Raw genomic sequence first — 24,140 nt, forward strand, 5'->3', positions numbered from 1 at the left:
CAGCATCAATAAAGGCATTCCATGTCATCCGCCGCAGCCAGACTGACCCCCGTCGCCTGGGCATTGCTGTTCGTGCTCGGCCTTCTCTGGGGCGGCTCGTTCTTCTTCGCCCGCATCGCCGTCCAGGAAGTACCGCCGTTCACGCTGGTGTTTCTGCGCCTCGGTCTTGCGGCGCTCGCTCTCCACATCTACCTGCACGGCCGCAACGGAACCTACTCCATCCTTGCCACCCACTGGCGCGCCTTTGTCGCAATGGGCTTCCTCAACAACGCTCTGCCGCACACGCTGATCTTCTTCGGCCAGACGGAGATCGGCGCAGGCCTTGCCTCGATCCTCAACGCGACGACGCCGATCTGGACCGTCATCATCGCCAACCAGTGGACGTCGGACGAAAAGCTGACCGGGGCGAAACTTGCCGGATGCGCTGCAGGCCTTGTCGGCACCTGCATCCTGATCGGCCCGAGCACGATTACAGATACGGCAGCACCGCTCTGGGCGCTGCTCCTGCCGATCGGCGCCGCGATCTCCTATGGTATCGCCGGCACCTACGGAAAACGCTTCCGCGGCATTCCGGCCCCGGTGACAGCCACGGGACAGCTCACGGCGTCGAGCCTGATGATACTGCCGGTCTCGCTGGTCGCGGACCAACCCTGGACGCTTGCTGCACCGTCTCCTCACGTCGTCATGGCTATCGTGGCGTTGGCGTTACTCTCGACCGCGCTCGCCTACCTGATCTTCTTCAGGGTCCTGGCACTGGCCGGCGCAACCAACGCTTCCCTCGTCACGCTGCTCATCCCTCCGAGCGCCATTCTTCTGGGAGTATTCTTCCTCGGCGAACGACTGGAATGGACTGATATTGCCGGCATGGCGGTCATCTGTGCAGGGCTCCTTCTGTTGGATGGGCGAATCCTTCGCACCCGCACAACGGCGACATAGTCCTCGCTCGAAACGGTGCTGTTAACCGTCTGATCGCGATATTTAACACATTGAAAACTTCCGTTAACGGGGCTTTCCGTTGTCAAATCAATAAGATGGAAAATCATCGGTCGGTTTTGGCCGCATCTTGATGCGCCGCAGCACAGTTTCCCTCTTCCCATTTGCCATGAAACAGACATAAACTCTGTCAGTCAACGCAAGGAGGCAGACATGGGAAGAACCTACCCTCTCAATGTCCTGGTGGTTGGTATTGCGTTTGTGTTCGTCGCTTCGATGTTGTTCATCTAGACGCATTCCAAAACAACGCATGCAACCGGTGACCGGTGATACCTCGGACTGACCGTTTGATAATCGGCAGCATTACAAAAGCGCATGTTCACGCATGGAACATGCGCTTTTTCATTGTCGGCGCTACGCAGCGTTACCGACGTTTGCATCCTTGTCAGGATGCCGGCCAAGCCGTTCCAGCACACCTGAGACCAGCGGGACGCGGTTCATCGTGTAGAGATGGAAGTGATCGTGACCGCGGCGCATCAGGTCAGCGATCTGCTCGGCTGCAACATCGGCCGCCACCTTGGCACGATCATCAGGCTTGTCGTCCAACCCTTCGAAGCGGGCATCGAGAAACGCCGGAACGGTGGCGCCGCAGCGGCCCGCAAAACGCTTCAGCTGAGTCAGGTTCTGGATCGGCATGATACCGGGCACGATCGGGATGGTGATGCCCGCCGCATGAACGGCCTCGAGATAGCGCTCGAACACTTCGTTGTCGAAGAAGAACTGCGTCAGGGCACGGTTGGCACCTGCATCTGCCTTGCGCTTGAGCGTATCGATATCGGCGGCCATGCTCGGGCTTTCCGGATGCATTTCCGGATAGGCAGAGACGGAAATATCCATGTCGCCATACTCGACCAGCATGCGAACGAGATCGGCCGTGTCGGAGAACCCGTCCGGATGCGGCGTATAGGCCGCGCCGACGCCTGCGCTCGAATCTCCGCGCAGCGCGACGATGCGACGAACGCCCGCTGCCCGGTACTCCTCGACAACAGACTTGACCTCCTCGCGCGCGGCATCGACGCAGGTCAGATGCGCAGCGGTCTGGAGTTTGGCATCGTTGATCATACGCTGAACCGCTGCGAGCGTCGGCTCGCGCGTGGAGCCTCCGGCGCCATAGGTCATCGTGACGAATTCCGGCTTGAAGGCTGCAAGCGCATCGACCGTTTCCCAGAGCTGCGTCTGCATCTCATCGGACTTCGGCGGAAAGAACTCGTAGGAGAGCTTGAACGGGGCCTTGGCTGCGGGTGTATCCATGATCAGGCTCCTAGATAACGGTTTCGGCGAGAGCGGGTGTGTCGGCTTTCGCCATCAGCAGGCGACGGTCGCCGGCAAGCCACACTGTCACTGTGAGGGCGCCTTCGCGGCCCGGGCTGAGGTCGATCACCTTCTGGACGTCCAGGCCCACTCTGTTCAGCCACTCGTTCATCGCCTGATGGGAGAAACCGAGGCGCAGATGCGCGTGCTCGTCACGCAGATGCTCCAGCGCATGCGGCGCAAAATCGACGATCAGCAATCGCCCGCCGGGCCGCAGCATGCGGGCGGCTTCGGCGATCGCAAGATCCGGCCGGTCGAGGAAATGCAGCACCTGGTGAATGGTGATGAGATCGAAATCCTGGCCTTCGACAGGCGGATTGAGAATGTCGCCGTGCCGGACCGATGCCTTGACGATGCCTGCATCGTCGAGATTGGACCGGGCGACAGACAGCATGTCGCGGCTGGCATCGACACCGATCGCGCGGCGATAGCGGCTTGCCAGCAACTGCAGGATCCAGCCCGTTCCCGTGCCGAGATCGAGCAGCGAATCAACCGGCGAAGGACCGATCAGCCGCAGCAGCGCCTCTTCGACCGTCTCGTCGCTGGCATGCAGACGACGAAGCTCGTCCCACTGCGAAGCGTTGCGGCTGAAATACTCCTGCGCCTTCGCCGAGCGCTGGTTTTTCACAGTTGTCAGACGCTCGCGGTCACGCACAAGCACCGGATCATCCTGCGAAGCGGAGGCGAGCAAAGTCTGGACCAGTGCAGCGCCGTTCCCTTCCTGGCGCAGCCGAAAGTAAGCCCAGGCGCCTTCCTGGTATCGCTCGATCAGCGCTTCTTCGGTCAACAGCTTGAGATGACGCGAGATCCGAGGCTGAGATTGGCCAAGAATCTCGGTCAGATCCGTGACGGTCAGATCGCCTGCGGCCAAAAGCACCAGCAAACGAAACCGTGTGGGCTCCCCTGCCGTCTTCAGCACATCTACCAGTTCATCGAGGACCAACCCCATACAACACGCCTTCACAATCAACATATAAAGATATGTTTATGTGATTTCAAATTGTCATGCAAGACGCAACGGGATTTCAGCCTGCATTCCTACAAAAAAACCCGGGGACGACCCCGGGTTTTTGTAAGCTTCAAACTGCGTCTGTCGCAGTTAGCGTGTCAGGCGCTTGTGGGCCTGGCTGCCGGGATTGAGAGCATCAGGGCCGAGACGACGGATCTTGTCCTCTTCGTAATCCTCGAAGTTGCCTTCGAACCATTCCACATGGCCATCGCCTTCGAACGCGAGGATATGCGTCGCCAACCGGTCAAGGAACATGCGATCATGGCTGATGATGATCGCGCAGCCGGCAAACGCTTCGAGCGCGCTTTCGAGAGCGCCCAGTGTTTCCGTATCAAGGTCGTTGGTCGGTTCGTCGAGCAGCAGAACGTTGCCGCCGGCCTTCAGCATCTTGGCAAGGTGGACGCGGTTACGCTGACCACCCGACAGGTTGCCGACCTTCTGCTGCTGATCGCCGCCCTTGAAGTTGAAGGCGCCGCAATAGGCGCGGGAGTTCATGTCGAACTTGCCGAGCTTGATGACTTCGGCACCGCCCGAGATTTCTTCCCACACGGTCTTGTTGCCGTCGAGAGCATCGCGGCTCTGGTCGACGTAACCGAGATGGACGGTTTCACCGATGCGGACAGAGCCGGCATCCGGCTTTTCCTGTCCCGTGATCATCTTGAACAGGGTCGTCTTGCCGGCGCCGTTCGGGCCGATAATGCCGACGATGCCGCCTGGCGGCAGCTTGATCGACAGGTCGTTGATCAGCGTGCGGCCTTCGAAGCCCTTGTTGATGCCTTCCATCTCGATCACCACCTGGCCGAGACGTTCGGACACAGGGATAATGATCTGCGCATCGCCGGGACGGATGCCGTCAGCAGCATCGACCAGCTGTTCGTAGGCCTTGATACGAGCCTTCGACTTGGCCTGACGGGCCTTCGGGCTGGAGGCAATCCATTCCTGTTCGCGGCTGATCGCCTTCTGGCGACCGGCATCTTCGCGGGATTCCTGCTGCATGCGCTTGGCCTTTGCCAGCAGGTAAGCCGAGTAGTTGCCTTCGTAGGGAATGCCGCGGCCGCGGTCGAGCTCGAGGATCCAGCCGGTGACGTTGTCGAGGAAGTAGCGATCGTGGGTGATCATCATCACGGCGCCGGGATAATCGCGCAGGTGCTTTTCGAGCCAGGCAATGGTCTCGGCGTCAAGGTGGTTGGTCGGTTCGTCGAGCAGCAGCAGGTCCGGCTGCGACAGAAGCAGACGGCAGAGCGCGATACGGCGACGCTCACCACCCGAAAGCAGCGTGACGTCCGAATCCTTCGGCGGGCAGCGCAGGGCTTCCATCGCCATTTCGACCTGCTTGTCGAGATCCCAGAGGTTCTGTGCGTCGATGACGTCCTGGAGCTTGGCGCCTTCGTCCGCCGTCTCGTCGGAATAGTTCATCATCAGTTCGTTGTAGCGCTCGAGCACCGCGGTCTTGGCAGCAACGCCGACCATGACGTTCTCGAAAGCCGTCTTCGTTGGGTCGAGATGCGGTTCCTGCTCGAGATAGCCGACGGTCGCACCTTCAGCGAGCCAGGCCTCACCGGTGAACTCCTTGTCCTGTCCAGCGATGATGCGCAGAACCGTCGACTTACCCGCGCCGTTCGGACCGAGGATACCGATCTTGGCATCCGGATAGAAGGACAGGTTGACGTTCTCGAGGATCTTCTTGGCGCCGTAGGACTTGTTCAGCCCCGACATGTGATAGATGAACTGACGTGCCATGGATAAATGTGCTCCGGGGAATTTGTTTGCCCGCTATGTAGGCGAAGACGGGCTTGGGAGCAACGCATACGAGGCGCAAACCATGCGCTTTCCGAACGGAATCGTGGCACCGGAGGCTTTCTAGCGCAGGTTTGCGTGGTCGATCCGGAAAAGCTGAAACGGATTTGCGGGACCGGTATCAAGCCGTGCGAGACCGGGCCAGTCCTTGCCCGCGGACAATGCGTCGTAGAGCGGCGCCGATCCAGGCTCAGCCTGCGCGGGGAAACGGCAGACCGCCACATAATCGAACGGTGCAAGCGCTTCGCGACGCATCTCTGGGTCGGTTGTGATGAGGGCTGTATAGGCGTTCGCCATCCCGTGTGAGGCCCGATGAAACGGAATCGGCCCGACCGTCAGCCCTGAAGGCATCGGGTTCCTCAGCACCGACATGGCAAGTGTCGGGGGTGCTAGAAGATGCCCTTGGCCGAGATTTGAGAGAGCGGACATGTCGCCGGCCTTGCAGTCGTCGATGGTCATCGCCTGAACGGCATCGCCATGTATCGTTTGTGGCCGCGAAAGGCCCCAGAGACCGACCATGAGCAGAAAGACGCCGGTCCCGACGCTGAACAAGGTCCTTGACGCTCGGCCGGGCTGCCTTGATGTCTGATCGATATGGCGGAGCGCCAGTGGCACGAAAAGTGCGGCGAAGACGAATGGAAAGCGGATATAGCGAAGCAGACCGGTTGCCAGAAGCACACTGACGAGTGCGGTGACGAACAGGATCGCAAGGGCAGGATTACCGGCGCGAACCTCACTCAAGACCCGTGGCGCCGCAAGAGCCAGTATGGTGAGGAAAATACCGATCACCAAGATGCCCGGCAACGGCGAGCCGCCTGCATAATGGAGCAGTCCCTGCTCCTGCGGCACCCGGTCGAACCATAGCTGCTTGGCGAGCGGATCCATCCCGGCATAGGGGCCCGCAAGGCATTCAGGAAAAGAGATTCCGGTTGCAACGATGACGCCGATCGAGGCAGCGGCAAGAACGGCGAGTTTTACCCAGCCGGATGCATCGGCGAAACATCTGCAGGCAATCCAGGATGTGCCGGACAGACCGACAAGAAGAACGATATAGGGTGCAGAAAACGCATCGCACTGCGTCGACATCGTACCCGAGGCACCAAGCAGTGCCAAAGCTGTTGGAACAGTGGCGATACATATTGTGGCCGACGCCGCCGAGAGCGTTTCGGCCGCCCTGGTCGCCCCTGCGACGAATGCCACAACAAGTCCGCCGAACATGATGACCAGGAACGGCAGACCTTCGAGTGCGATGGCGACCGACATGACGGTGCCTACCCCGACAACGATACCGCCGATACGATCGAAGCGGACAAGACCGTAAGCGACAGCCATCAGTGCAACGATCTGAAAATTGTGATGATCGATCCGACCGGGTGAAAATTCGAAGACCGCATACAGCATCACGAACGTCCCAGCCGCCAGCCGGAGATAGTGAATCCCCTCGGTGATCGGAGCAATGCGTTTCCAGATCATGGCAACAAACAGCCCATAGACCGAAAGCAGCATCGGAGGCCAGATCAACAGGGACGCGGAGATGGCGCCGTCGCGGCCGAGCAGCGGCGTCAGCAGAAGCGAAAGGCCGGCATAGGGAAGGTCGACGAGACGAGACCAGGGCGAGACGTAGATCCCTGGGCTGTCGATCATCGGCAATGTCAGGTCCCAGAAGGACCCGGATGCGGATAACAGATGGCGAATCTGAACGCCCCGGAGAACATCATCCACATCCGCGAAGAACAGCCGTCCATCGGAAAGGTCGAGTAGCAGCAAAAGGAGTGCCGTCAGATAGACAACGAAAAAGATCCGCAGAAGCGATCCTTCCTGCCGCGTCGATGACGCGCCTGCCTCGCCTCTCCTCGCGCCAGCCATCCTCGAAGCCACCTGCGTTTTGCCCTTCAGCACCGGCTTACCTAGCTTGAATTAACATTGCGCTACCGGATTGCCTCTGCGAAAGATCGAACGGGAGAAGCGGCCGGGCAGGACAAGCGACTGACAGCGTCGGTGCCGCAGGAATAGCGATGTTTGACACAACCAACTGGCTCGATAGTTCGACGGGCGCGCGCATAGCATTTCATCATCAACCCGAGACATCGGACGGCCGTGGCGTCATCCTCGTCTTGCACGGTCTCGCCGACCATTCCCGCCGTTACCGGCGGTTTGCCGAAGCGATGGCGACGCACGGTTTTCATGTCTATGCGCCCGATCACCGCGGCCATGGCGAGACCACGGCACCCGGCATACCGCTCGGCCGCTTTGCTGTGCGCGACGGTGCAAGGCATGTAACTGCGGATGTGAAAGCGGTTCGCGATCTCGCGGCTGATGCCCATCCGGACCTGCCGATCATTCTCGTCGGGCATTCGATGGGCGGCCTCATCGCCCTCAATGCCGCGATCGATTATCCGCAGGCCTTCGACGGGATTGCCGTCTGGAACTCCAACTTCGATCCAGGCCTTGCCGGGCGCGGTGCCCAAGCAATTCTGCTTGTCGAGCGCGCGCTAAAAGGGTCTGATGTTCCAAGCACGCATCTGCCGAAACTCACTTTCGGGGCATGGGGAAAATCGATCCCCGGCCATCACACGGATTTCGACTGGCTGAGCCACGACCAAACCGAAGTCGATGCCTACATCGCCGACCCGCTCTGCGGCTTCGATGCCAGCGTCTCGCTCTGGCTCGACATCTTCGAGATGTCCTACCGGGGCCCCGCGCTTCTGGACCGCCTGCCCGCCGACTTGCCGGTCAATCTGGTCGGTGGCACGGACGATCCGGCGACGGATGGAGGGCGCGCCATCCGCTGGCTCGCGGACAGGTTCCAGAAACGCGGCATGCACAATGTCGAGACGATCATCTACCCACAAACCCGTCACGAGACCCTGAACGATCGCGTCCGGGATCGCGCGACAAACGCCTTTGCCGCATGGGCGAAAACGCTCACCTCGCGTCGCTCAGATCCGTTGCGCGATACCCGCACGCAAACGGAATGAGTTCATGACATTTCCTCAAGTGCGCTCGGAGAATGCCGAAGGTATAGCTTTGCCATGACGTCACCGCATGCGCATACGAGACCTGCTCTGCAAGCGTCCGGCATTTCCGCCGGCATGGGCCTGATGCTGCTTGCCATGCTAATCACGCCGCTGATCGACGTGTTTTCCAAGCTCGCGACCGACAACGCCTCCCCGACCCTCATCACGATGGTGCGCTTCATCGTCCAGTGCCTCTGCATGCTGCCGATCGTGCTGTGGACCGGGTCGTGGCGCAATTTCTCCTGGGAACTCAGTTTCTATCACGCCATCCGCGCAGCCGTGATCACGCTGTCGATGATATGCTTTGTCGCAACGCTTGCCGTGATGGAAGTCGCAGACGCCGTCGCGATCTTCTTCGTCGAGCCGATCATCCTCACCGTCATGTCGTCGATCTTCCTCAAGGAAGTCATCGGCTGGCGGCGCTACACGGCCTGCGGCGTCGGCTTTCTGGGCGCGATGATCGTCATCCGCCCAAGCTTTCAGGAAATCGGCTATATCGCGGTTCTGCCCGTGGTCACCGCCTTCGGCGTCGCCGTCTTCGCCCTGATGACGCGAGCGCTCGCGCACCGCGAAAACCCATGGTCGATGCAGTTTCAGATGTCGCTCTGGGGAATTCCGATCTCGGGTGCCCTCCTCCTCATCGGTCATGTCGGCGGCATCGAATTCATGGCCCCCTCGATCCCCGACTTGACGACGACGACATGGATGATCGGCGTCGGCGCGGTCGCCGCCCTGTCGGGCCTTCTTGCCGTCTATGCCTATCGCGCAGCACCCGCCTCGGTCATTGCGCCGCTTCAGTATTTCGAGATCGTCTCGGCCACTTTGCTGGGCTGGCTGGTGTTCGGCGACTTCCCGGATCCGGTCAAATGGCTCGGCATCTCCATCATCATCGGGTCAGGCCTCTACATCATCTGGCGCGAACGCCGCGCCGCCTCGCTTAAGCCCGTCACCAACAGCGAAAACACAGTGGTAAGCCCCTGATATGGATGAGCCGAAGAAAAAGCCGCCGCTCGCCGGCATCCGCGTTCTCGAACTGGCCCGCGTGCTCGCAGGTCCCTGGGCCGGCCAGATGCTGGCCGATATGGGAGCGGATGTGGTCAAGGTCGAAAACCCTGACGGCGGCGATGATACCCGCGCCTGGGGGCCTCCCTTCGTCGAAAGCATCAACGGAGAAAACCTCTACGCCGCCTATTACCATTCGACCAACCGGGGAAAGCGATCGATCGCGGTCGATCTGAAAACGGAAGAAGGCCAGGACATCGTCCGCCGCCTCGCCGCACAATCCGACGTGCTGATCGAGAACTTCAAGGTCGGCGGCCTCAACAAATACGGGCTCGACTACGCGAGCCTGAAGACGATCAATCCGAAGCTGGTCTACTGCTCGATTACCGGCTTCGGCCAGGACGGGCCCTATGCGACCCTTGCCGGATACGACTACATCGTCCAGGGCATGTCCGGCTTCATGTCGATCACGGGCGAACCGGACGGCCAGCCGATGAAGTCGGGCGTCGCCATCGCCGACATCTTCACCGGGATCTATTCCGTCACCGCCATCCAGAGCGCGCTGATCCACGTCATGAAAACAGGCGAAGGCCAGCATATCGACATGGCGCTGCTCGATGTCATGTCGGCGGTCCTTGCCAACCAGAACATGAACTACCTGATTTCAGGCATCTCGCCCGTCCGCCTCGGCAACGCCCATCCGAACATCTCGCCTTATGAGGTGATCAACGTCCAGGACGGCTACATCATTCTCGCCGTTGGCAATGACGGCCAGTTCCGCCGCTTCTGCCGTATCCTCGGTATCGAACACGTTGCTGATGACGAGCGGTTTTCCACCAACAAGGCGCGCGTCGCGCACAGGATCGAGGTCCGCAGTCTCTTGATCGCCGAGACGATCAAGTGGACCAAGGCCGATCTTCTCTCCGCCTGCGGCGAAAACGCCGTGCCTGTTGGACCGATCAATTCGATCGGCGAAATGTTCGAGGATCCCCAGGTCAAGGCGCGCGGTCTGCGGGTCGATCTCGAGGCCGCCGACGGCACTATCATTCCCGGCGTCCGCAGCCCGATCGTGCTATCTGAAACGCCTCTTGCCTATCACCGGCCAAGCCCGAACGTGGGCGAGCATACGGCCGAAATTCTTGCCGAACTGAATATGATCGAGAAGGAACGCAATCGATGAAAACGGGTGGAGAACTGATCGTCGAGGCACTGAAGGCAAACGGGGTCAGCAGAGTGTCCTGCGTTCCGGGCGAGAGCTATCTCGCCGTGCTCGATGCGCTCTATGAAAGCGGTATCGAGGTTCTCGTCTGCCGCCAGGAAGGCGGCGCGGCGATGATGGCCGATAGTTGGGGTCGTCTGACCGGCGAACCCGGCATCTGCATGGTCACCCGCGGCCCCGGCGCCACCAACGCGTCGGCCGGTCTACACATCGCCAAGCAGGATTCGATCCCGATGATCCTGTTCATCGGCCAGATCGGCCGCGACATGAAGGAACGCGAAGCCTTCCAGGAAGTCGAATACCGCCGCGCCTTTACCGAGTTCGCAAAATGGGTCGGCGAGATCGACGATGCCCGCCGCATTCCGGAATTCGTCACCCGCGCCTTTGCCGTCGCCACCTCCGGTCGCCCCGGCCCGGTCGTGCTGACACTGCCCGAGGACATGCTGACGGAAGCCGTCGAGGCGGTTCAGGCCCGACCCTACACGCCGGTCGAAAGCCATCCCGGCAAGAGCCAGATCGCTACCTTCGACGAAATGCTGCGCAATGCAAGGCGGCCGATGGTGATCCTCGGCGGCACCCGCTGGGATGAGAAGACGGTCTCGGACTTCCAGGATTTCGCCAGCCGCTTCAAGCTGCCGGTCGGCTGCTCCTTCCGTCGCCAGATGCTGTTTGATCACCTCCACCCGTCCTATGCCGGCGATGTCGGCATCGGCATCAACCCGGCCCTTGCCTATGAGATCAAGGATAGCGATCTCCTGATCCTCATCGGCGCCCGCATGTCGGAAATGCCGTCCTCCTCCTATACCCTGCTCGACATTCCCTACCCCAAGCAGACACTGATCCACGTCTATCCGGATCCGGAAGAGCTTGGCCGGATGTACCGCCCGGATCTGGCGATCTGCGCGGCACCGGCGGAATTCGTCGCGGCCATCAAGGATCTGCAACCGCCGGCACTGCCGCTCTGGACCGAGCGCAAGTCGTCGATGCACGATTCCTATCTGAAGTGGTCGACTCCTCCGAAAAGCGGTCCCGGCGACGTCCACATGGGACCGATCATGGCCTGGATCGAGGAAAACGTTCCGACCGACGCGATCTTTACCAACGGTGCCGGCAACTATGCCACCTGGGTGCACCGCTACCACCGGTTCCGGAAGTACAACACGCAGTCGGCACCGACATCAGGATCGATGGGCTACGGCCTTCCGGCGGCGGTTGCCGCCAAGCAGCTGTTTCCGGAACGCGAAGTCGTCTGCTTTGCTGGCGATGGCTGCTTCATGATGCACGGCCAGGAATTCATCACCGCGGTCCGCTACGGATTGCCGATCATCACAGTGCTCGTCAACAACGGCATCTACGGCACGATCCGCATGCATCAGGAACGGGAATATCCGGGCCGCGTCTCGGCAACGGATCTCATCAATCCGGATTTCGTCGCCTATGCGCAAGCCTTCGGCGGGCATGGCGAACTGGTAGAGAAGACGGAGGATTTCGGTCCCGCTTACCTGCGTGCCCGCGAAAGCGGAAAGCCGGCCATCATCGAAGTCAGGCTCGATCCGGAAGCGATCACGCCGGCCAAAACGCTGACGCAGATCCGCAACAGGAACTGAAACGGCGGCATCTGCGCAATCACCCGGCGGAACATTCCGCCGCCCATGCCGTTGATGGCGCATGGCAAATGACACAAAACGCAAAGCACTGGGTGGCATGACGACCTTCGTCGCCGTCATCTTTTTTATCGGTCTCGCACTCGCGGCTTACTACTTCATCGGCATGACGCCGGGCGAGCCGTGATCCCAAGGGATCGTCGATACAAAAAGGGGGCCGGTTTTCACCGGCCCCCTTTTTCATGTCAGTATGAACCGGCCGATCAGATCGCTGCGGTAACGATGAATTCGACCTTGTACTTCGGCGCAGCAAGCTTGGCTTCGCTGGTAGCGCGGGCCGGTGTATTGGCCGGATCGACCCATGCTTCCCAAGCCGCGTTCATTTCAGCGAAATCCGCGATGTCGGAGAGATAGATCAGGGTCTGCAGGATCTTCGACTTGTCGGAACCGACAGCAGCCAGCAGACGATCGACTTCGGCAAGCGCGTCCTTGCACTGGTCGGTGACGCTGTCGCCTTCGCCAACCTGGCCGGCCAGATAGACGGTGTTGCCATGGACGACGGCGCCGCTCATGCGGGCGCCGGGCTCGATACGCTGAATGCTCATAAAATGCTCCTGAATGCTGAGCTTCGGAAATGCAGGGCGTGGCATACCGCGCCCTTGCGTGGAAAAGCTTTCGAACCGATCAGCCGCGCAGGCGCAGGCTCTGTTCGTAGATCGCCGTGGAGCGTGCGCCCGAGCGGCAATAGCCAAGCAGCGGCTTGGGGAAATCTTCGAGCACGTCGACCATCTCGGTCACGCCTTCGGGTGTCAGGCCCATGCGGCCGACCGGAATATGGCGGATGTCGAGACCGAGCTCCTTCGCGCGTGCCTCGATCGCGGCGAAATCCGGCTGGCCGGGCTCTTCCTCGTCGGGGCGGTTGCAGACGATGGACTTGAAGCCGAGCGCCTTGATCTGGTCGAGGTCTTCGACCGTGATCTGGCCTGAGACCGAGTATTCGTCGTTGACCTGGCGGATATCCATGGCAGAGCCTCCATTCTCGATAGGGCGCAAGCTTTACGATGCACCCCGGGGAGCGTCAATCGCCAAGCGGCCTTTTACGCAAACACGAAGCGCAGGCCGTAGTCGACGCTTGCGCCGGGTTGAAGCCATTTCAGCTCGCCGGACGCTTCCAGTTCACTGCGGCTCGCCTGCCGATGCGAGACGGGCTCGATCCCCAGCACATGCGCCGGCGCCTTTTGGTTGCGCCACATCTGTAGGTATGGAAGCGTGTCTGTCCTGAAGCGCACCCTGAGCGTAAGACCACCGAGCGCCGCGATTGGTCCCAATGCCACTTCTGCCCACCGATCGCCCTGCCCTGTGGCCGGGACACAAAATACGCTCCCCGGGTCGGGCCCGAAATTCCAGGGCATGTCTTTTTGCTCGAACATGGCGCTCGAAAGACGAACGTTGTCATCCAGCAGCCAGGCCCCAAGATTCATGTGATACATATGCACCCGGGCGATGGCTTTCGTGCCGGTGTTGGTCACCGTATCTGACAGGCAGACTTCGCCGGTCACTCCATCGATCCGCCAGTGGCGTTCCAGCAGCGCCGATCCTCCATCGGCGGTGGCAACCGCGATGCGCGCCCGACATTCGGCATCCTCCTGCATATCCCAGAACACGATCTCGGCCGGGTGCGACGAGTAGGAGCCGTGCAGCGGGAATTTCGCGCCGTCGCTGCGACCCGGAATGATATCGGGATGGCGGATGTGGTCGGGACCACAGGTGAACAGAAACCCTTCCAGCGAATGATCGATTCGCGGATCGCCGTCGTCTGGAATCGCACGGCCTGGCGCAATGTCGATGCCGCCGACGAAACACGCGCCGATATCCAGCACCGATCCCTCGTCCAGGGTGAGCTTCGGCCCGTTTCCTGCTGAAAACGCTTTCATAAAACCTCCCTCACGGCTACTCTCGCCGGATCGTGATCGAATTTAACCAACGGTTCATAACGAATTCACTTTTCTCACGATAAAGTCGAAATTACCTTGTCTATGGCACCAGATACGAGAGCCGGGAACCATGTGCGCGGTTTCCCGCTTAACGTAGACGGAATAATTTCTTTCGGTGGAAACGTGAAGCGTCTCATTCTCGCAAGTATCAGCCTTATGGCAGTTTCAGCAGCCTTTGGGCCCGTGTCGGCGCAGGCCCAGAGCGGATATCTGTATCCGCAGGAGCAGACGACCCTTGTCGCACCTGACGGCGCCATTCTCGACTACAGGCCGGATCCGCGCGACGTCGTGATCAGCCGCGACGGCATGGGCCGTCGTGTCTATCTCGATCGCCGCGGAAACATCGTTGCGACCGAAACGCGCCAGGATGCCTACCGCCCCCAGCAGGCGGAATATCCGCCGGCGCCGAGTGGCTACCGCAACCGTCGCGACACCGTCTATCAGCCGCAGGATCAGTATCCGCAAGACCAGGGCGGATATCAGGATTACCGCCAGTATCGTCCCGGCGAAGAACCGGGTGCCGTGACCGGGTCGATTGCCGGCCCCGGTTCGATTACCCGCGAGCCTCTTACCAACGATGCACTTCCCGGCATCGACGAGAACTATTCCGAGCCCGAAGAAGCCTCGATCGACCCGAATGCGGGCTCGCAGCTTCCGGCACCGCAGCATGATGCCAAACCGGTCATCACCGTCACCAAGAAGCCGCAGGCCGAGATCGCCGCACTCCAGGTGTTTCTTGACCGCGAGGGCATCTCGCCCGGTGTGATCGACGGCCATCTTGGCGACAACGTCAACAAGGCGATCGCCGCCTGGCAGGAAATGACCGGCGAGACGCTTGATCCGAACAATTCCGAAGACATCATGCAGCGCCTGACCTATTCGGGCGGCTTGCCGATCATCGACTACACGATCACGGCTGCGGACGCTGCGGGCCCGTACGTTGCGTCCATCCCGGAAGACTACGCCCACAAGGCCGCACTTCCGGCGATGTCCTATATGTCCGTGACGGAAAAGCTCGCCGAGCAGTTCCACATGGACGAGAACTACCTGAAGTCGCTCAACCCGAATGTCGACTTCACCATTCCCGGCATGACGATCAAGGTGATCAACCCCGGCACGCCGAAGACCGGACAGGTGACGCGGATCGTTGCCGATAAGTATCGCAAGCAGGTCTTCGCCTACGGTGAAGACGGTGTGCTGATTTCGGCTTATCCGGCCACGATCGGTTCGAGCGATACGCCATCGCCGTCGGGCAACCATACGGTCCAGCGCATCGCGCTCGATCCGGGCTACACCTACAATCCGAAGATCAACTTCACACAGGGCAACAACACTCAGATCTTGCAGATCCCTCCGGGTCCGAACGGCCCGGTGGGCACGGTCTGGATCGCCTTGTCGAAACCCACCTACGGCATTCACGGCACGCCGGAGCCTTCCAAGATCGGCAAGACCAACAGCCACGGCTGCGTGCGCCTCACCAATTGGGATGCGACGGAACTTGCCAAGATGGTCAAGCCCGGCACGACCGTCGAATTCCTCGAGTAGGTTTTGCCAGACTTAACAACGCAAAAAGCCTCTCCGGCAAACCGGAGAGGCTTTTTTTATGGCTACGTTGAATTGGCTTCAGGCGGCGTTTCGGCGAAACGGAAACAGTTTCGATCCCATCGAGCGCACGACGCGGACCGGCATCATGCGCATCACTTCCTGAGCGAAACTGCGCGCATTGTCTTTTGCCTTGTCGACATTGCTGACCTTTGTCGCGTCGAGCGTGTGCAGGGTTCCGCCGGTCTCGAACAATTCCTTGAACGCGACCCGTTCGCCGATCGACGTCTCCAGCACATTGACGCCCTTGGCCGCCAGCAACCCCTTGATCGCCAGCATGGCTCGCGTCGTCACCATCGAGGTGACACGGGTAAGGACGACGGAATGCGGAATGTCGAGCTTGGCCTTGTCCTTCATCTGCGCGAGCAGATCGAGGATCTGTGCTGCGCCCTTCGCATCCATCGCCGAGCCCTGGACCGGAATGATGACGTGGTTGGAAAGCCCGATTGCAGTGGTTACCAGCGCGTCTCGCGCGCCGGCAAGATCGATGATGAAGTAGTCGGTCGAAGATGCCATCTCGCGCAGGTGGCATGGAAGCGACGCCGTCGTGACTTCTGAAATCACCGAGAGGTTGGGCACGGGGCCCGAGATCTCGCACCACTGGCTGATCCACTTCTGCGGATCGGCATCGATGATCGTGATGCGAAATCCCTGGTGGGCGAGTTCCGTGGCAAGCAGCAGGGCTGCAGTCGTCTTGCCGGCACCGCCCTTGGCATTGGCAAATGAAATTACGGGCATTCTCGGTCCTTGATGAAATAGAGCCGCATCGCTCACCACCACGCCGCTTCATGCGCAGTTAACGTATTCTTCATGAACTTGGTTAACGAGACGTAAATTAAGGGTTAACGCATATTGCCTGTCACATTTTAGCATGCCGACCTAAAAAGGCTGAGAACGCAAATGTGGCCCGCGAAGCGATCGCGGGCCACGTGTTGATCACGGATGTCTAGGGATCAGACCAGCGCCGCCGCCTGCTTGTGCTCCATCGCGAACTCTTCTTCCGGCGAAAGGATCAGACGATGGCGGCCAACAAGCGCGAAATAGGCGATCGCGACTGCAAACCAGATCACCACCCAGACGACGCCCTTGAAGAAGTTGGGATCCTGAACCTGATAGAGAAGCGTCACCACTGCGATGACGATCGTCAGGACGGCACCCGGGATGCCCAGTGGAGACCGGAACGGCCGCTCGATATTGGGCAGTTTTTTGCGCAGGATGATGAACGAGATCGCCTGCATGATGTAGGAGAACATCGCGCCGAACACCGCCATGTTGAGCAACACGCTGCCGATGGCGCTGCCGCCTGCTTCCGCACCGAGCGAGAACCAGATGACCAGCATCACGGCAAGACCGACCAGCGCTCCCGCCAGCATCGCGACGTAGGGCGTCTTGTAGGTCGGATGCGTGACCGAGAGCGCCGTCGGGAAATAGCCGGCCCTCGAGAGCGAGTAGATCTGGCGACCCTGTGCATAGAGGATCGTATGGAAGCTGGCGATCAGACCCGTCAGCGCCACCAGACCGAGGATAACGACGCCTCCGTCGCCATAAACGGACTTGAACCCGTCGAGAAGCGGCTCCAGCGCCGTACTCAGATGAAAGGCGCCGACACCCGGCAGAGAGGGATTGAGGAGCACAATCATGAAGGCCGACAGCATCAGCGTCATCATGCCGAGGATGATGCCCTTCGGCATGTCACGCTTCGGATCGACCGATTCTTCTGCCGCCAGCGGCAACTGTTCGATGGCAAGGAACAGCCAGACCGCGAAGGGAAGCGTTGCAAGCACGCCTGTGATCCCGAACGGGAACCAGTCGCCATTGCCTTCAGGCAGTTCGATCGCTGCACCATCAGGTCCGACGCCGATGTTCAGCGCCCAGCGGGAAAAGTCCATGTTGGGGATGGCGCTGACCCAGAAGAACACCAGCACCGCCAGCGAAACGATCGTGATGACCAGCGTCACCTTGAACGACAGTTCGAGGCCGAACACGTTGAGCGCTAGGAAGATGATGTAGAACAGGATCCACAGGATCGGCGAGTAGACGGGATCGAGGCCGAGGATCGAATTCACATAGGCCGTAATGAAGGTAACGATGACGGCGGGCGTGAGCACGTATTCGACGTTCTCGCAGAGCCCTGTAATGAAGCCGCCCCAGGGTCCCATCGCCGTTCGCGCAAAGGAATAGGCAGCACCCGTGTGCGGCAGCGCCGGGCTCATCTCGGCGATCGAGAACGTCAGGCCGAGATACATGACGGCGATGATGATGCCGGCAACCAGCATCCCTCCCCATCCGCCGGTCGCGAAACCGAAATTCCAGCCCGAGAAATGCCCTGAGATAACGGCGCCGACGCCGAGCGCCCAAAGCGACCAGACCCCTGCATAGCGCGAAAGCCCGCGCTTTTCGAAATAGGCAGCATCCGCCTTCTTGTAGCTGACGCCCGCTGATGAACTTTCCATGCCTTCTCTCCTGATCAAAGAAATAGGCAGCGAGGCCGTCCGGCCCGCCGTCCCCGTCCATTCCGGATCCGCCCGCTTTTGTCGGTGTCGGTATCCCGCAGCTCTGGCTGTTCCCCTGGTCTTTCAGTAAACCGGCTGGAGAGTTCCCACACCGGCCCGTCGAAAGCCTGCCTCGACCGTAGGCGGCTTCGTTTCGAATAAACTCGTTCATAGTCTAGGTCGTGAAGTCAGTGCCGGACGCGATGACTGTCCTTTGATCACGCCGACATCGGTCTTGAAGCGATTCCGTGAAGTATGAACACGCATTAACCACGACGAGAATTCTTCACTTCCGCCGCGTCGTCAACGGTAATTTCAGATCTCCTCCATAGGCCCCGTTGACTCGGTCCGGGAAACGAATGTTAATCCTGTCACAAACCGGCGCAGACCGGAGGGAACGGCTTTCGTATGACCGGCAGGATTGACCAGTGATGACAGGGCAAACACGATTGCCGTGTCCGAGCGCAGTTCCCTCCGGACAAACGGATTCAATTGGTGAGGGATATCTTCTAAATTCCTGAAATACAGGCCTGATTTCTAGCATGCGCTTGGAATGCGCGCTGTCACATACGATACACACAATGGCTCTACGAGTCGCGCCGAGACGCTCAACCCCAGGAGGACACCCGTGCTCAAGAACGCCCATCGTCTGCTGTCTCTGACGACAGCAGTCCTCATCGCTTCCACCAGCCTTGCAGCAGCCGAGCCGAGCGCGGAACTGATCGCCGCCGCCAAGAAGGAAGGCGCGCTGACCACCATCGCCCTGCCCCACAGCTGGTGCGGCTACGGCGACGTGATCGCCGGCTTCAAGGCAAAGTACGGAATCGAAGTCAACGAACTGAACCCGGACGCGAGCTCGGGCGACGAAATCGAAGCCATCAAGGCCAACAAGGGCAACAAGGGCCCGCAGGCTCCTGACGTGATCGACGTTGGTCTGTCCTTCGGCCCGTCCGCCAAGGCCGAAGGCCTGATCCAGCCTTACAAGGTTTCCACCTGGGACTCGATCCCGGCCGAAGCCAAGGATGCTGAAGGCTATTGGTACGGCGACTATTACGGCGTTCTCGCGTTCATGGTGAACAAGGATCTCGTCAAGGAATCGCCGAAGGACTGGAAGGATCTTCTGAAGTCCGACTACGCGAACGCCGTCGCACTCGCCGGCGACCCGCGCTCTGCCAACCAGGCTGTCCAGGGCGTCTATGCTGCCGGTCTCTCCGCCGCTAAGGGCGATGCCGCCAAGGCTGGCGAAGAAGGCCTGAAGTTCTTCGCAGAACTCAACAAGGCCGGCAACTTCGTTCCCGTCATCGGCAAGGCTGCCCCGTTCGCACAGGGCTCCACCCCGATCATCATCGCCTGGGACTACAACGCTCTGTCCTGGGGCGAAAGCCTGAAGGGCAACCCGCCTTATGAAGTCGTCGTTCCGCAGTCGGGCGTCGTCGCGGGCGTCTACGTGCAGGCGATCTCCGCTTTCGCACCGCATCCGAACGCTGCCAAGCTGTGGATGGAATACCTCTATTCCGACGAAGGCCAGCTCGGTTGGCTGAAGGGCTATTGCCACCCGATCCGTTTCAACGATCTTGCCAAGAACAACAAGATCCCGAAGGCACTGCTCGACGCCCTGCCGCCGGCTGCGTCCTATGAAAAGGCCGTATTCCCGACACTCGAAGAGCAGGCTGCCGGCAAGACTGCGATCACCACGAAATGGGATTCCGTGGTCGGCGCCAACGTCAAGTAATCTAGCCTAGACGGCCTTCCCGCTCCGCTTTTATGGGCGCGGGGAGGCCTTTTTCCTCCTCCGACAGAAACACCGGATTCATGTCCACCGCATCATCGTCCTTCATCGACCGCCGTACCGTCGTCGATTGGCTCGGCGTCGCGCCGTTCATGATCTTCGCGTTGATGTTTCTGATCGTCCCGACCTTCTATCTCGTCGTCGGCGCCTTCTTCACGCCCGAGGGAACGTTAACCTTCAAGAATATCGCAGACCTGTTCACGCCGACAATCCTTTCGGCCTACTGGATCTCGATCAAGGTCTCCTTCGCCTCATCGCTCGGTGGCGCGATCATCGGCTTTGCGCTCGCTTGGGCAATCGTTCTTGGTGGCCTGCCGTCCTGGATCCGATCGAGCCTCCTCACTTTCTCCGGTGTCGCCTCGAACTTTGCCGGCGTGCCCCTCGCCTTCGCCTTTATCGCCACGCTCGGCCGCACAGGCCTCGTGACCGTCTTCATGCGCGACTGGTTCGGCTTCAATCTCTATTCGACCGGCTTCAATCTCCTCTCCTTCGTGGGCTTGACCCTCACCTATATGTTCTTCCAGATCCCGCTGATGGTGCTGATCCTGACCCCGGCACTCGACGGTCTGAAGAAGGAGTGGCGTGAAGCCTCCGAGATCCTCGGCGCATCCACCTGGCAATATTGGCGCATGGTGGCGATGCCGATCCTGTGGCCAAGCCTCCTCGGCACCAGCCTGCTTCTCTTCGCCAACGCCTTCGGCGCGATCGCGACGGCCTATGCGCTGACCGGCTCCTCGCTCAATATCGTGCCGATCCTGCTCTATGCGCAGATCCGCGGCGACGTTCTGCACAATCCGAACCTCGGCTATGCGCTGGCACTCGGCATGATCGTCATCACCGGCGTGTCCAACGTCTTGTACATCTGGCTGCGCATGCGCGCCGAACGCTGGCAGAAGTGAGGATGCGCGAGATGAAGATGACCAAGTTCTTCGCCTGGCTCGCCATAGCCATCGGCGTCATCTACTTTTTCGTGCCGCTGCTCGGCACGTTCGAATTCTCGCTGCGCATGCGGCGCGGCGAATACTCGTTCGATGCCTACGACTCGGTCTTCTCGGATGCAGCCTTCCGCGCGACCTTCGGCTTCTCCATGCTGATGGCGCTGCTCACCATCATCTTCGGCATGCTGCTCATCGTGCCGACGGCCTACTGGGTTAGGCTACGCGTCCCGCAGATGCGTCCGGTGATGGAGTTCATCACGTTGATGCCGCTGGTCATCCCGGCGATCGTCATCGTCTTCGGCTATCTCAGGCTCTACAATTCGTCGTCTTACATCCCGTTCACCGGCTCGACCTTCGGCACCAACGTGCTTCTTGTCATGTCCTACATCACCCTGTCGCTGCCCTACATGTATCGTTCAGTCGATACGGCGATGCGCACCATCGACGTTCGAACCCTCACGGAAGCGGCGGAAATCCTCGGCGCCAAATGGCCGACGATCCTGTTTCGCTGCATCTTCCCGAACGTGATGTCGGGCGTGCTGTCGGGTGCCTTCATCACCTTCGCGATCGTGATGGGCGAATTCACCATGGCCGCCCTTCTCAACCGACCCGCATTCGGTCCCTATCTCCAGCTCGTGGGCGCAAACAAGGCCTATGAGCCTTCGGCGCTCGCCGTGATCGCCTTTGCAATCACCTGGCTTTCGATGGGCCTGCTCCAGCTCGTTTCCCGTTTCAGCAAGATGGCACCCTCCCGGGCTTAGGGACTGTGCCTCAAGGATTTTCACCTCATGTCGTTTCTCGTTCTCGACGGTATCAAGAAAAGCTTCGGCCAGACGCAGGTCGTCAAGGACTTCCATATGGCGATTGAGAAAGGGGAATTCGTCTCCTTCCTCGGACCGTCCGGTTGCGGCAAGACCACGGTTCTGAGGATGATCGCCGGGTTCGAGAACCCCAGCGACGGCACGATCGTCATCAACGGCCGCAACCAGTCGGGCCTGAAAACCAGCCAGCGCAATATCGGCATGGTGTTCCAGGCCTATGCGCTGTTTCCGAACATGAACGTCTTCGACAACGTCGCTTTCGGCCTCAAGGTCGCCGGCATGTCGAAGGCCGATATCGACGCCCGCGTGAAGGAAATGCTGAAGCTGATCGGCCTCGAGCACTTGGCCGATCGTTACCCGTACCAGATGTCCGGCGGCCAGCAGCAACGCGTCGCGCTCGCCCGGGCGCTTGCGCCGAAACCGCAGGTCCTGCTGCTCGACGAACCGTTGTCTGCGCTCGATGCAAAGATCCGCGTATCGCTGCGTGAGGAAATCCGTCAGATCCAGAGGAAGCTCGGCATCACCACGGTGTTCGTCACCCACGATCAGGAGGAAGCGCTGTCCATCTCGGATCGGATCGTCGTCATGAACGCCGGTCGCGCTGATCAGATCGGCACACCCTCGGAGATCTACAACCGCCCCGCCACCCGCTTCGTCGCCTCGTTCGTCGGCACGCTCAACATCATCGATGCGATCGTCGCCGATCCAGCCGCCAACACCATCCGCATCGGCGACAACCTCATCAGGCTGCGCGAACCGATCGGCGCCTTGAACCAGGGCGACACCGTTTCGATCGCGCTGCGTCCCGAAGCTGGTTCGCTTTCCGAGAGCGCCACGGGCGATACGGCTTTGACCGGCACCGTTGTCTCGACGCATTTCCTTGGCTCCGTCGTGCGCACCAGGTTCACCGCGGGCGGCAACCAGATCTCGTTCGACATGTTCAACGCGCCGGACAAGGTGCTGCCGCAGCCCGGCGAAACAGTGACCCTGCGTTTTGCCGCAAGCGACCTGCTCGTCGTCAAGGAATAGGCGCAGCGTTACGATATCCTGTGTGACCGCTGCTGTTGCCAAACTGCATCGTCCCTACCAGCGATGACCGTCGCCAGGACCCTTTTGCCTTGAAATGCGGGTCCCCATGGCGCATTGCGCACAGGTCTCTTCCGCTCCGGAAGCTCATTCCAGCATTTCAGTTGTATCTCATGTCCTCCAGTCTCTCCTCGTCCGCGCCTGTGGCCACCCCGCGCAAGCTGACCTCCCAGGATTTTCGGACCCTTGGTCTTGCCGCGCTCGGGGGTGCCCTGGAGTTCTACGATTTCATCATCTTCGTGTTCTTCGCGACGGTGATCGGCAAGCTGTTCTTCCCGCCCGACATGCCGGACTGGCTAGTCCTCATTCAGACCTTCGGAATTTTCGCAGCCGGCTATCTGGTCCGACCGATCGGCGGGGTCGTGTTGGCCCATTTCGGTGACACGTTTGGACGCAAGAAGGTATTCGCCTTCTCGATCCTGCTGATGTCGTTATCGACGCTCGGCATGGCGGTCATGCCCACCTACGCGACGATCGGCGTCTTCGCACCGATCCTGCTCGTCACGATGCGCATCCTCCAGGGCGCCGCGATCGGCGGCGAGGTCCCGGGTGCCTGGACATTCGTTGCCGAACACGTGCCCTTCCGCCGCGTCGGCTTTGCCTGCGGGTTCCTCGCGTCGGGCCTCTCGCTCGGCATCCTGCTCGGCTCTTCGATCGCAACCGTCATCAACACGGTTTTCACGCCCGATGCGATTGCTGCCGGCGCATGGCGTATTCCCTTCTTTCTCGGCGGCATCTTCGGCCTGCTGTCGGTCTGGATGCGTCGCTGGCTCCAGGAGACGCCGATTTTTGCAGAGATGAAGGCAAGTCGGGCTCTGGCGCCGGAAATGCCGCTAAAGACCGTCCTGCGCGATCACCTGCGCGGCGTCATCATCTCCATCATTCTAACCTGGATCCTGTCGGCCTCGATCGTCGTCACGACGCTGATGACTGCGACACTTCTCCAGAAGATCTACGGCTACACGGCCCAGCAGTCGCTGGCCGCCACGAGCTTCGGGACGCTGTTCCTTATTGTCTCGACCTCTGCCGCAGGCGCGATCGTCGACCGCATCGGTTCCGGCCGCTTCTTCACGATCGCCGGGATCGTCTTCGGCGCGGCGACCTGGGCATTCTACAGCCTGGCCAGCACCTCGATCACCACCGTCTTCGTGCTCTATGCCGTCATGGGCCTTGCCGTCGGCATGGTCGGCGCCGTGCCTTACGTGATGGTGCGCGCCTTTCCGGCGCGCGTCCGCTTCACCGGTCTCTCGTTTTCATACAACGTCTCCTACGCCATCTTCGGAGGAATGACGCCGATCGCCGTCACGACGGCACTGGCCATCAACCCGATGGCGCATGCCTGGTATCTTCTCTTTATCGCAGCGTTGACCACTGGCGTCGGCATCTACCTGAGCTTTTACGGCGAGACGGTCGAATCCGACGCAGGCATCGAGGAATTGACGACACGATTGGGAAAATCCTGATCG

At 60.3% G+C, this 24,140-nt stretch carries 21 protein-coding genes; 12 read left to right on the top strand and 9 right to left on the bottom strand.

The window, feature by feature from the left end; genetic code table 11:
- Window positions 1-21: 21 nt before the first annotated feature.
- On the top strand, window positions 22-936 hold the full coding sequence (locus ASF70_RS16370) for a DMT family transporter (RefSeq protein WP_062456121.1): 915 nt from the start codon (window positions 22-24) through the stop codon (window positions 934-936).
- 411 nt (window positions 937-1,347) lie between these two features.
- Here the strand turns inward: ASF70_RS16370 and metF are convergent, their stop codons facing one another.
- From metF to ASF70_RS16390, 4 genes are all read right to left on the bottom strand, one after another.
- On the bottom strand, window positions 1,348-2,244 hold the full coding sequence (gene metF, locus ASF70_RS16375; protein WP_062456114.1) for a methylenetetrahydrofolate reductase [NAD(P)H]: 897 nt from the start codon (window positions 2,242-2,244) through the stop codon (window positions 1,348-1,350).
- A 10-nt stretch (window positions 2,245-2,254) separates the two neighbouring features.
- Complete coding sequence (locus tag ASF70_RS16380; protein WP_062581130.1) at window positions 2,255-3,253, bottom strand: metalloregulator ArsR/SmtB family transcription factor; 999 nt, start codon at window positions 3,251-3,253, stop codon at window positions 2,255-2,257.
- Window positions 3,254-3,403: 150 nt separating this feature from the next.
- The gene (ettA, locus tag ASF70_RS16385) at window positions 3,404-5,053 is read right to left on the bottom strand and encodes an energy-dependent translational throttle protein EttA (RefSeq protein WP_062456108.1); all 1,650 of its coding nucleotides are present in this window, start codon (window positions 5,051-5,053) and stop codon (window positions 3,404-3,406) included.
- A 120-nt stretch (window positions 5,054-5,173) separates the two neighbouring features.
- The gene (locus tag ASF70_RS16390; RefSeq protein ID WP_062581132.1) at window positions 5,174-6,976 is read right to left on the bottom strand and encodes a hypothetical protein; all 1,803 of its coding nucleotides are present in this window, start codon (window positions 6,974-6,976) and stop codon (window positions 5,174-5,176) included.
- Window positions 6,977-7,125: 149 nt separating this feature from the next.
- Between ASF70_RS16390 and ASF70_RS16395 the strand changes: the two genes are divergently transcribed.
- The 5 genes from ASF70_RS16395 to ASF70_RS24775 all read left to right on the top strand — a co-directional run bounded on the left by ASF70_RS16395 (window position 7,126) and on the right by ASF70_RS24775 (window position 12,139).
- On the top strand, window positions 7,126-8,088 hold the full coding sequence (locus tag ASF70_RS16395) for an alpha/beta hydrolase (protein WP_062581134.1): 963 nt from the start codon (window positions 7,126-7,128) through the stop codon (window positions 8,086-8,088).
- A 54-nt stretch (window positions 8,089-8,142) separates the two neighbouring features.
- Window positions 8,143-9,108, top strand: coding sequence for a DMT family transporter (locus tag ASF70_RS16400; RefSeq protein ID WP_062581137.1), 966 nt, complete (start codon window positions 8,143-8,145; stop codon window positions 9,106-9,108).
- 1 nt (window position 9,109) lies between these two features.
- Window positions 9,110-10,309, top strand: a complete 1,200-nt coding sequence (locus tag ASF70_RS16405; RefSeq protein WP_062581140.1) for a CaiB/BaiF CoA-transferase family protein — start codon at window positions 9,110-9,112, stop codon at window positions 10,307-10,309.
- Window positions 10,306-11,955 (top strand): thiamine pyrophosphate-binding protein, encoded by a 1,650-nt coding sequence (locus ASF70_RS16410; protein WP_062581142.1) that lies wholly within the window; start codon window positions 10,306-10,308, stop codon window positions 11,953-11,955. Before ASF70_RS16405 ends, ASF70_RS16410 begins: the two co-directional genes overlap by 4 nt.
- Window positions 11,956-12,016: 61 nt before the next feature.
- Complete coding sequence (locus ASF70_RS24775) at window positions 12,017-12,139, top strand: hypothetical protein (protein WP_256413794.1); 123 nt, start codon at window positions 12,017-12,019, stop codon at window positions 12,137-12,139.
- Between the two features lie 76 nt (window positions 12,140-12,215).
- Here the strand turns inward: ASF70_RS24775 and ASF70_RS16415 are convergent, their stop codons facing one another.
- From ASF70_RS16415 to ASF70_RS16425, 3 genes are all read right to left on the bottom strand, one after another.
- On the bottom strand, window positions 12,216-12,557 hold the full coding sequence (locus tag ASF70_RS16415) for a RidA family protein (protein ID WP_062581144.1): 342 nt from the start codon (window positions 12,555-12,557) through the stop codon (window positions 12,216-12,218).
- Window positions 12,558-12,636: 79 nt separating this feature from the next.
- Complete coding sequence (locus tag ASF70_RS16420) at window positions 12,637-12,975, bottom strand: TIGR01244 family sulfur transferase (RefSeq protein WP_062581148.1); 339 nt, start codon at window positions 12,973-12,975, stop codon at window positions 12,637-12,639.
- Window positions 12,976-13,049: 74 nt separating this feature from the next.
- Window positions 13,050-13,886 (bottom strand): DUF4432 family protein, encoded by an 837-nt coding sequence (locus ASF70_RS16425; protein ID WP_062581150.1) that lies wholly within the window; start codon window positions 13,884-13,886, stop codon window positions 13,050-13,052.
- Window positions 13,887-14,069: 183 nt separating this feature from the next.
- On the opposite strand from ASF70_RS16425, the gene ASF70_RS16430 reads away from it, so the two are divergent.
- Window positions 14,070-15,491, top strand: coding sequence for a L,D-transpeptidase (locus ASF70_RS16430; protein ID WP_062581154.1), 1,422 nt, complete (start codon window positions 14,070-14,072; stop codon window positions 15,489-15,491).
- Window positions 15,492-15,569: 78 nt separating this feature from the next.
- On the opposite strand, the gene ASF70_RS16435 is transcribed toward ASF70_RS16430, so the two are convergent.
- Together ASF70_RS16435 and ASF70_RS16440 are read right to left on the bottom strand one after the other, a co-directional pair.
- The gene (locus ASF70_RS16435; RefSeq protein ID WP_062456077.1) at window positions 15,570-16,286 is read right to left on the bottom strand and encodes a ParA family protein; all 717 of its coding nucleotides are present in this window, start codon (window positions 16,284-16,286) and stop codon (window positions 15,570-15,572) included.
- A gap of 215 nt (window positions 16,287-16,501) precedes the next feature.
- On the bottom strand, window positions 16,502-18,001 hold the full coding sequence (locus ASF70_RS16440) for an amino acid permease (protein ID WP_062456074.1): 1,500 nt from the start codon (window positions 17,999-18,001) through the stop codon (window positions 16,502-16,504).
- Window positions 18,002-18,668: 667 nt separating this feature from the next.
- Between ASF70_RS16440 and ASF70_RS16445 the strand changes: the two genes are divergently transcribed.
- The 5 genes from ASF70_RS16445 (at window position 18,669) to ASF70_RS16465 (ending at window position 24,137) form a co-directional block, all read left to right on the top strand.
- Window positions 18,669-19,772: an ABC transporter substrate-binding protein gene (locus tag ASF70_RS16445; protein WP_062581155.1), complete on the top strand. Its 1,104-nt coding sequence runs from the start codon at window positions 18,669-18,671 to the stop codon at window positions 19,770-19,772.
- A gap of 80 nt (window positions 19,773-19,852) precedes the next feature.
- Entirely contained in the window at window positions 19,853-20,728 is an 876-nt protein-coding gene (locus tag ASF70_RS16450; protein WP_062581158.1) for an ABC transporter permease subunit, read from the top strand.
- Between the two features lie 11 nt (window positions 20,729-20,739).
- Window positions 20,740-21,528 carry an ABC transporter permease gene (locus ASF70_RS16455; protein WP_062581461.1) on the top strand — a complete coding sequence of 263 codons (789 nt, stop codon included), beginning with the start codon at window positions 20,740-20,742 and terminating at the stop codon, window positions 21,526-21,528.
- Window positions 21,529-21,555: 27 nt separating this feature from the next.
- Window positions 21,556-22,617, top strand: a complete 1,062-nt coding sequence (locus ASF70_RS16460; RefSeq protein WP_062581160.1) for an ABC transporter ATP-binding protein — start codon at window positions 21,556-21,558, stop codon at window positions 22,615-22,617.
- Window positions 22,618-22,787: 170 nt separating this feature from the next.
- Window positions 22,788-24,137 carry an MFS transporter gene (locus ASF70_RS16465; RefSeq protein WP_062581162.1) on the top strand — a complete coding sequence of 450 codons (1,350 nt, stop codon included), beginning with the start codon at window positions 22,788-22,790 and terminating at the stop codon, window positions 24,135-24,137.
- Window positions 24,138-24,140: the final 3 nt, after the last annotated feature.

Source organism: Rhizobium sp. Leaf321 (genome assembly GCF_001423215.1).
Taxonomy (GTDB): domain Bacteria; phylum Pseudomonadota; class Alphaproteobacteria; order Rhizobiales; family Rhizobiaceae; genus Neorhizobium; species Neorhizobium soli.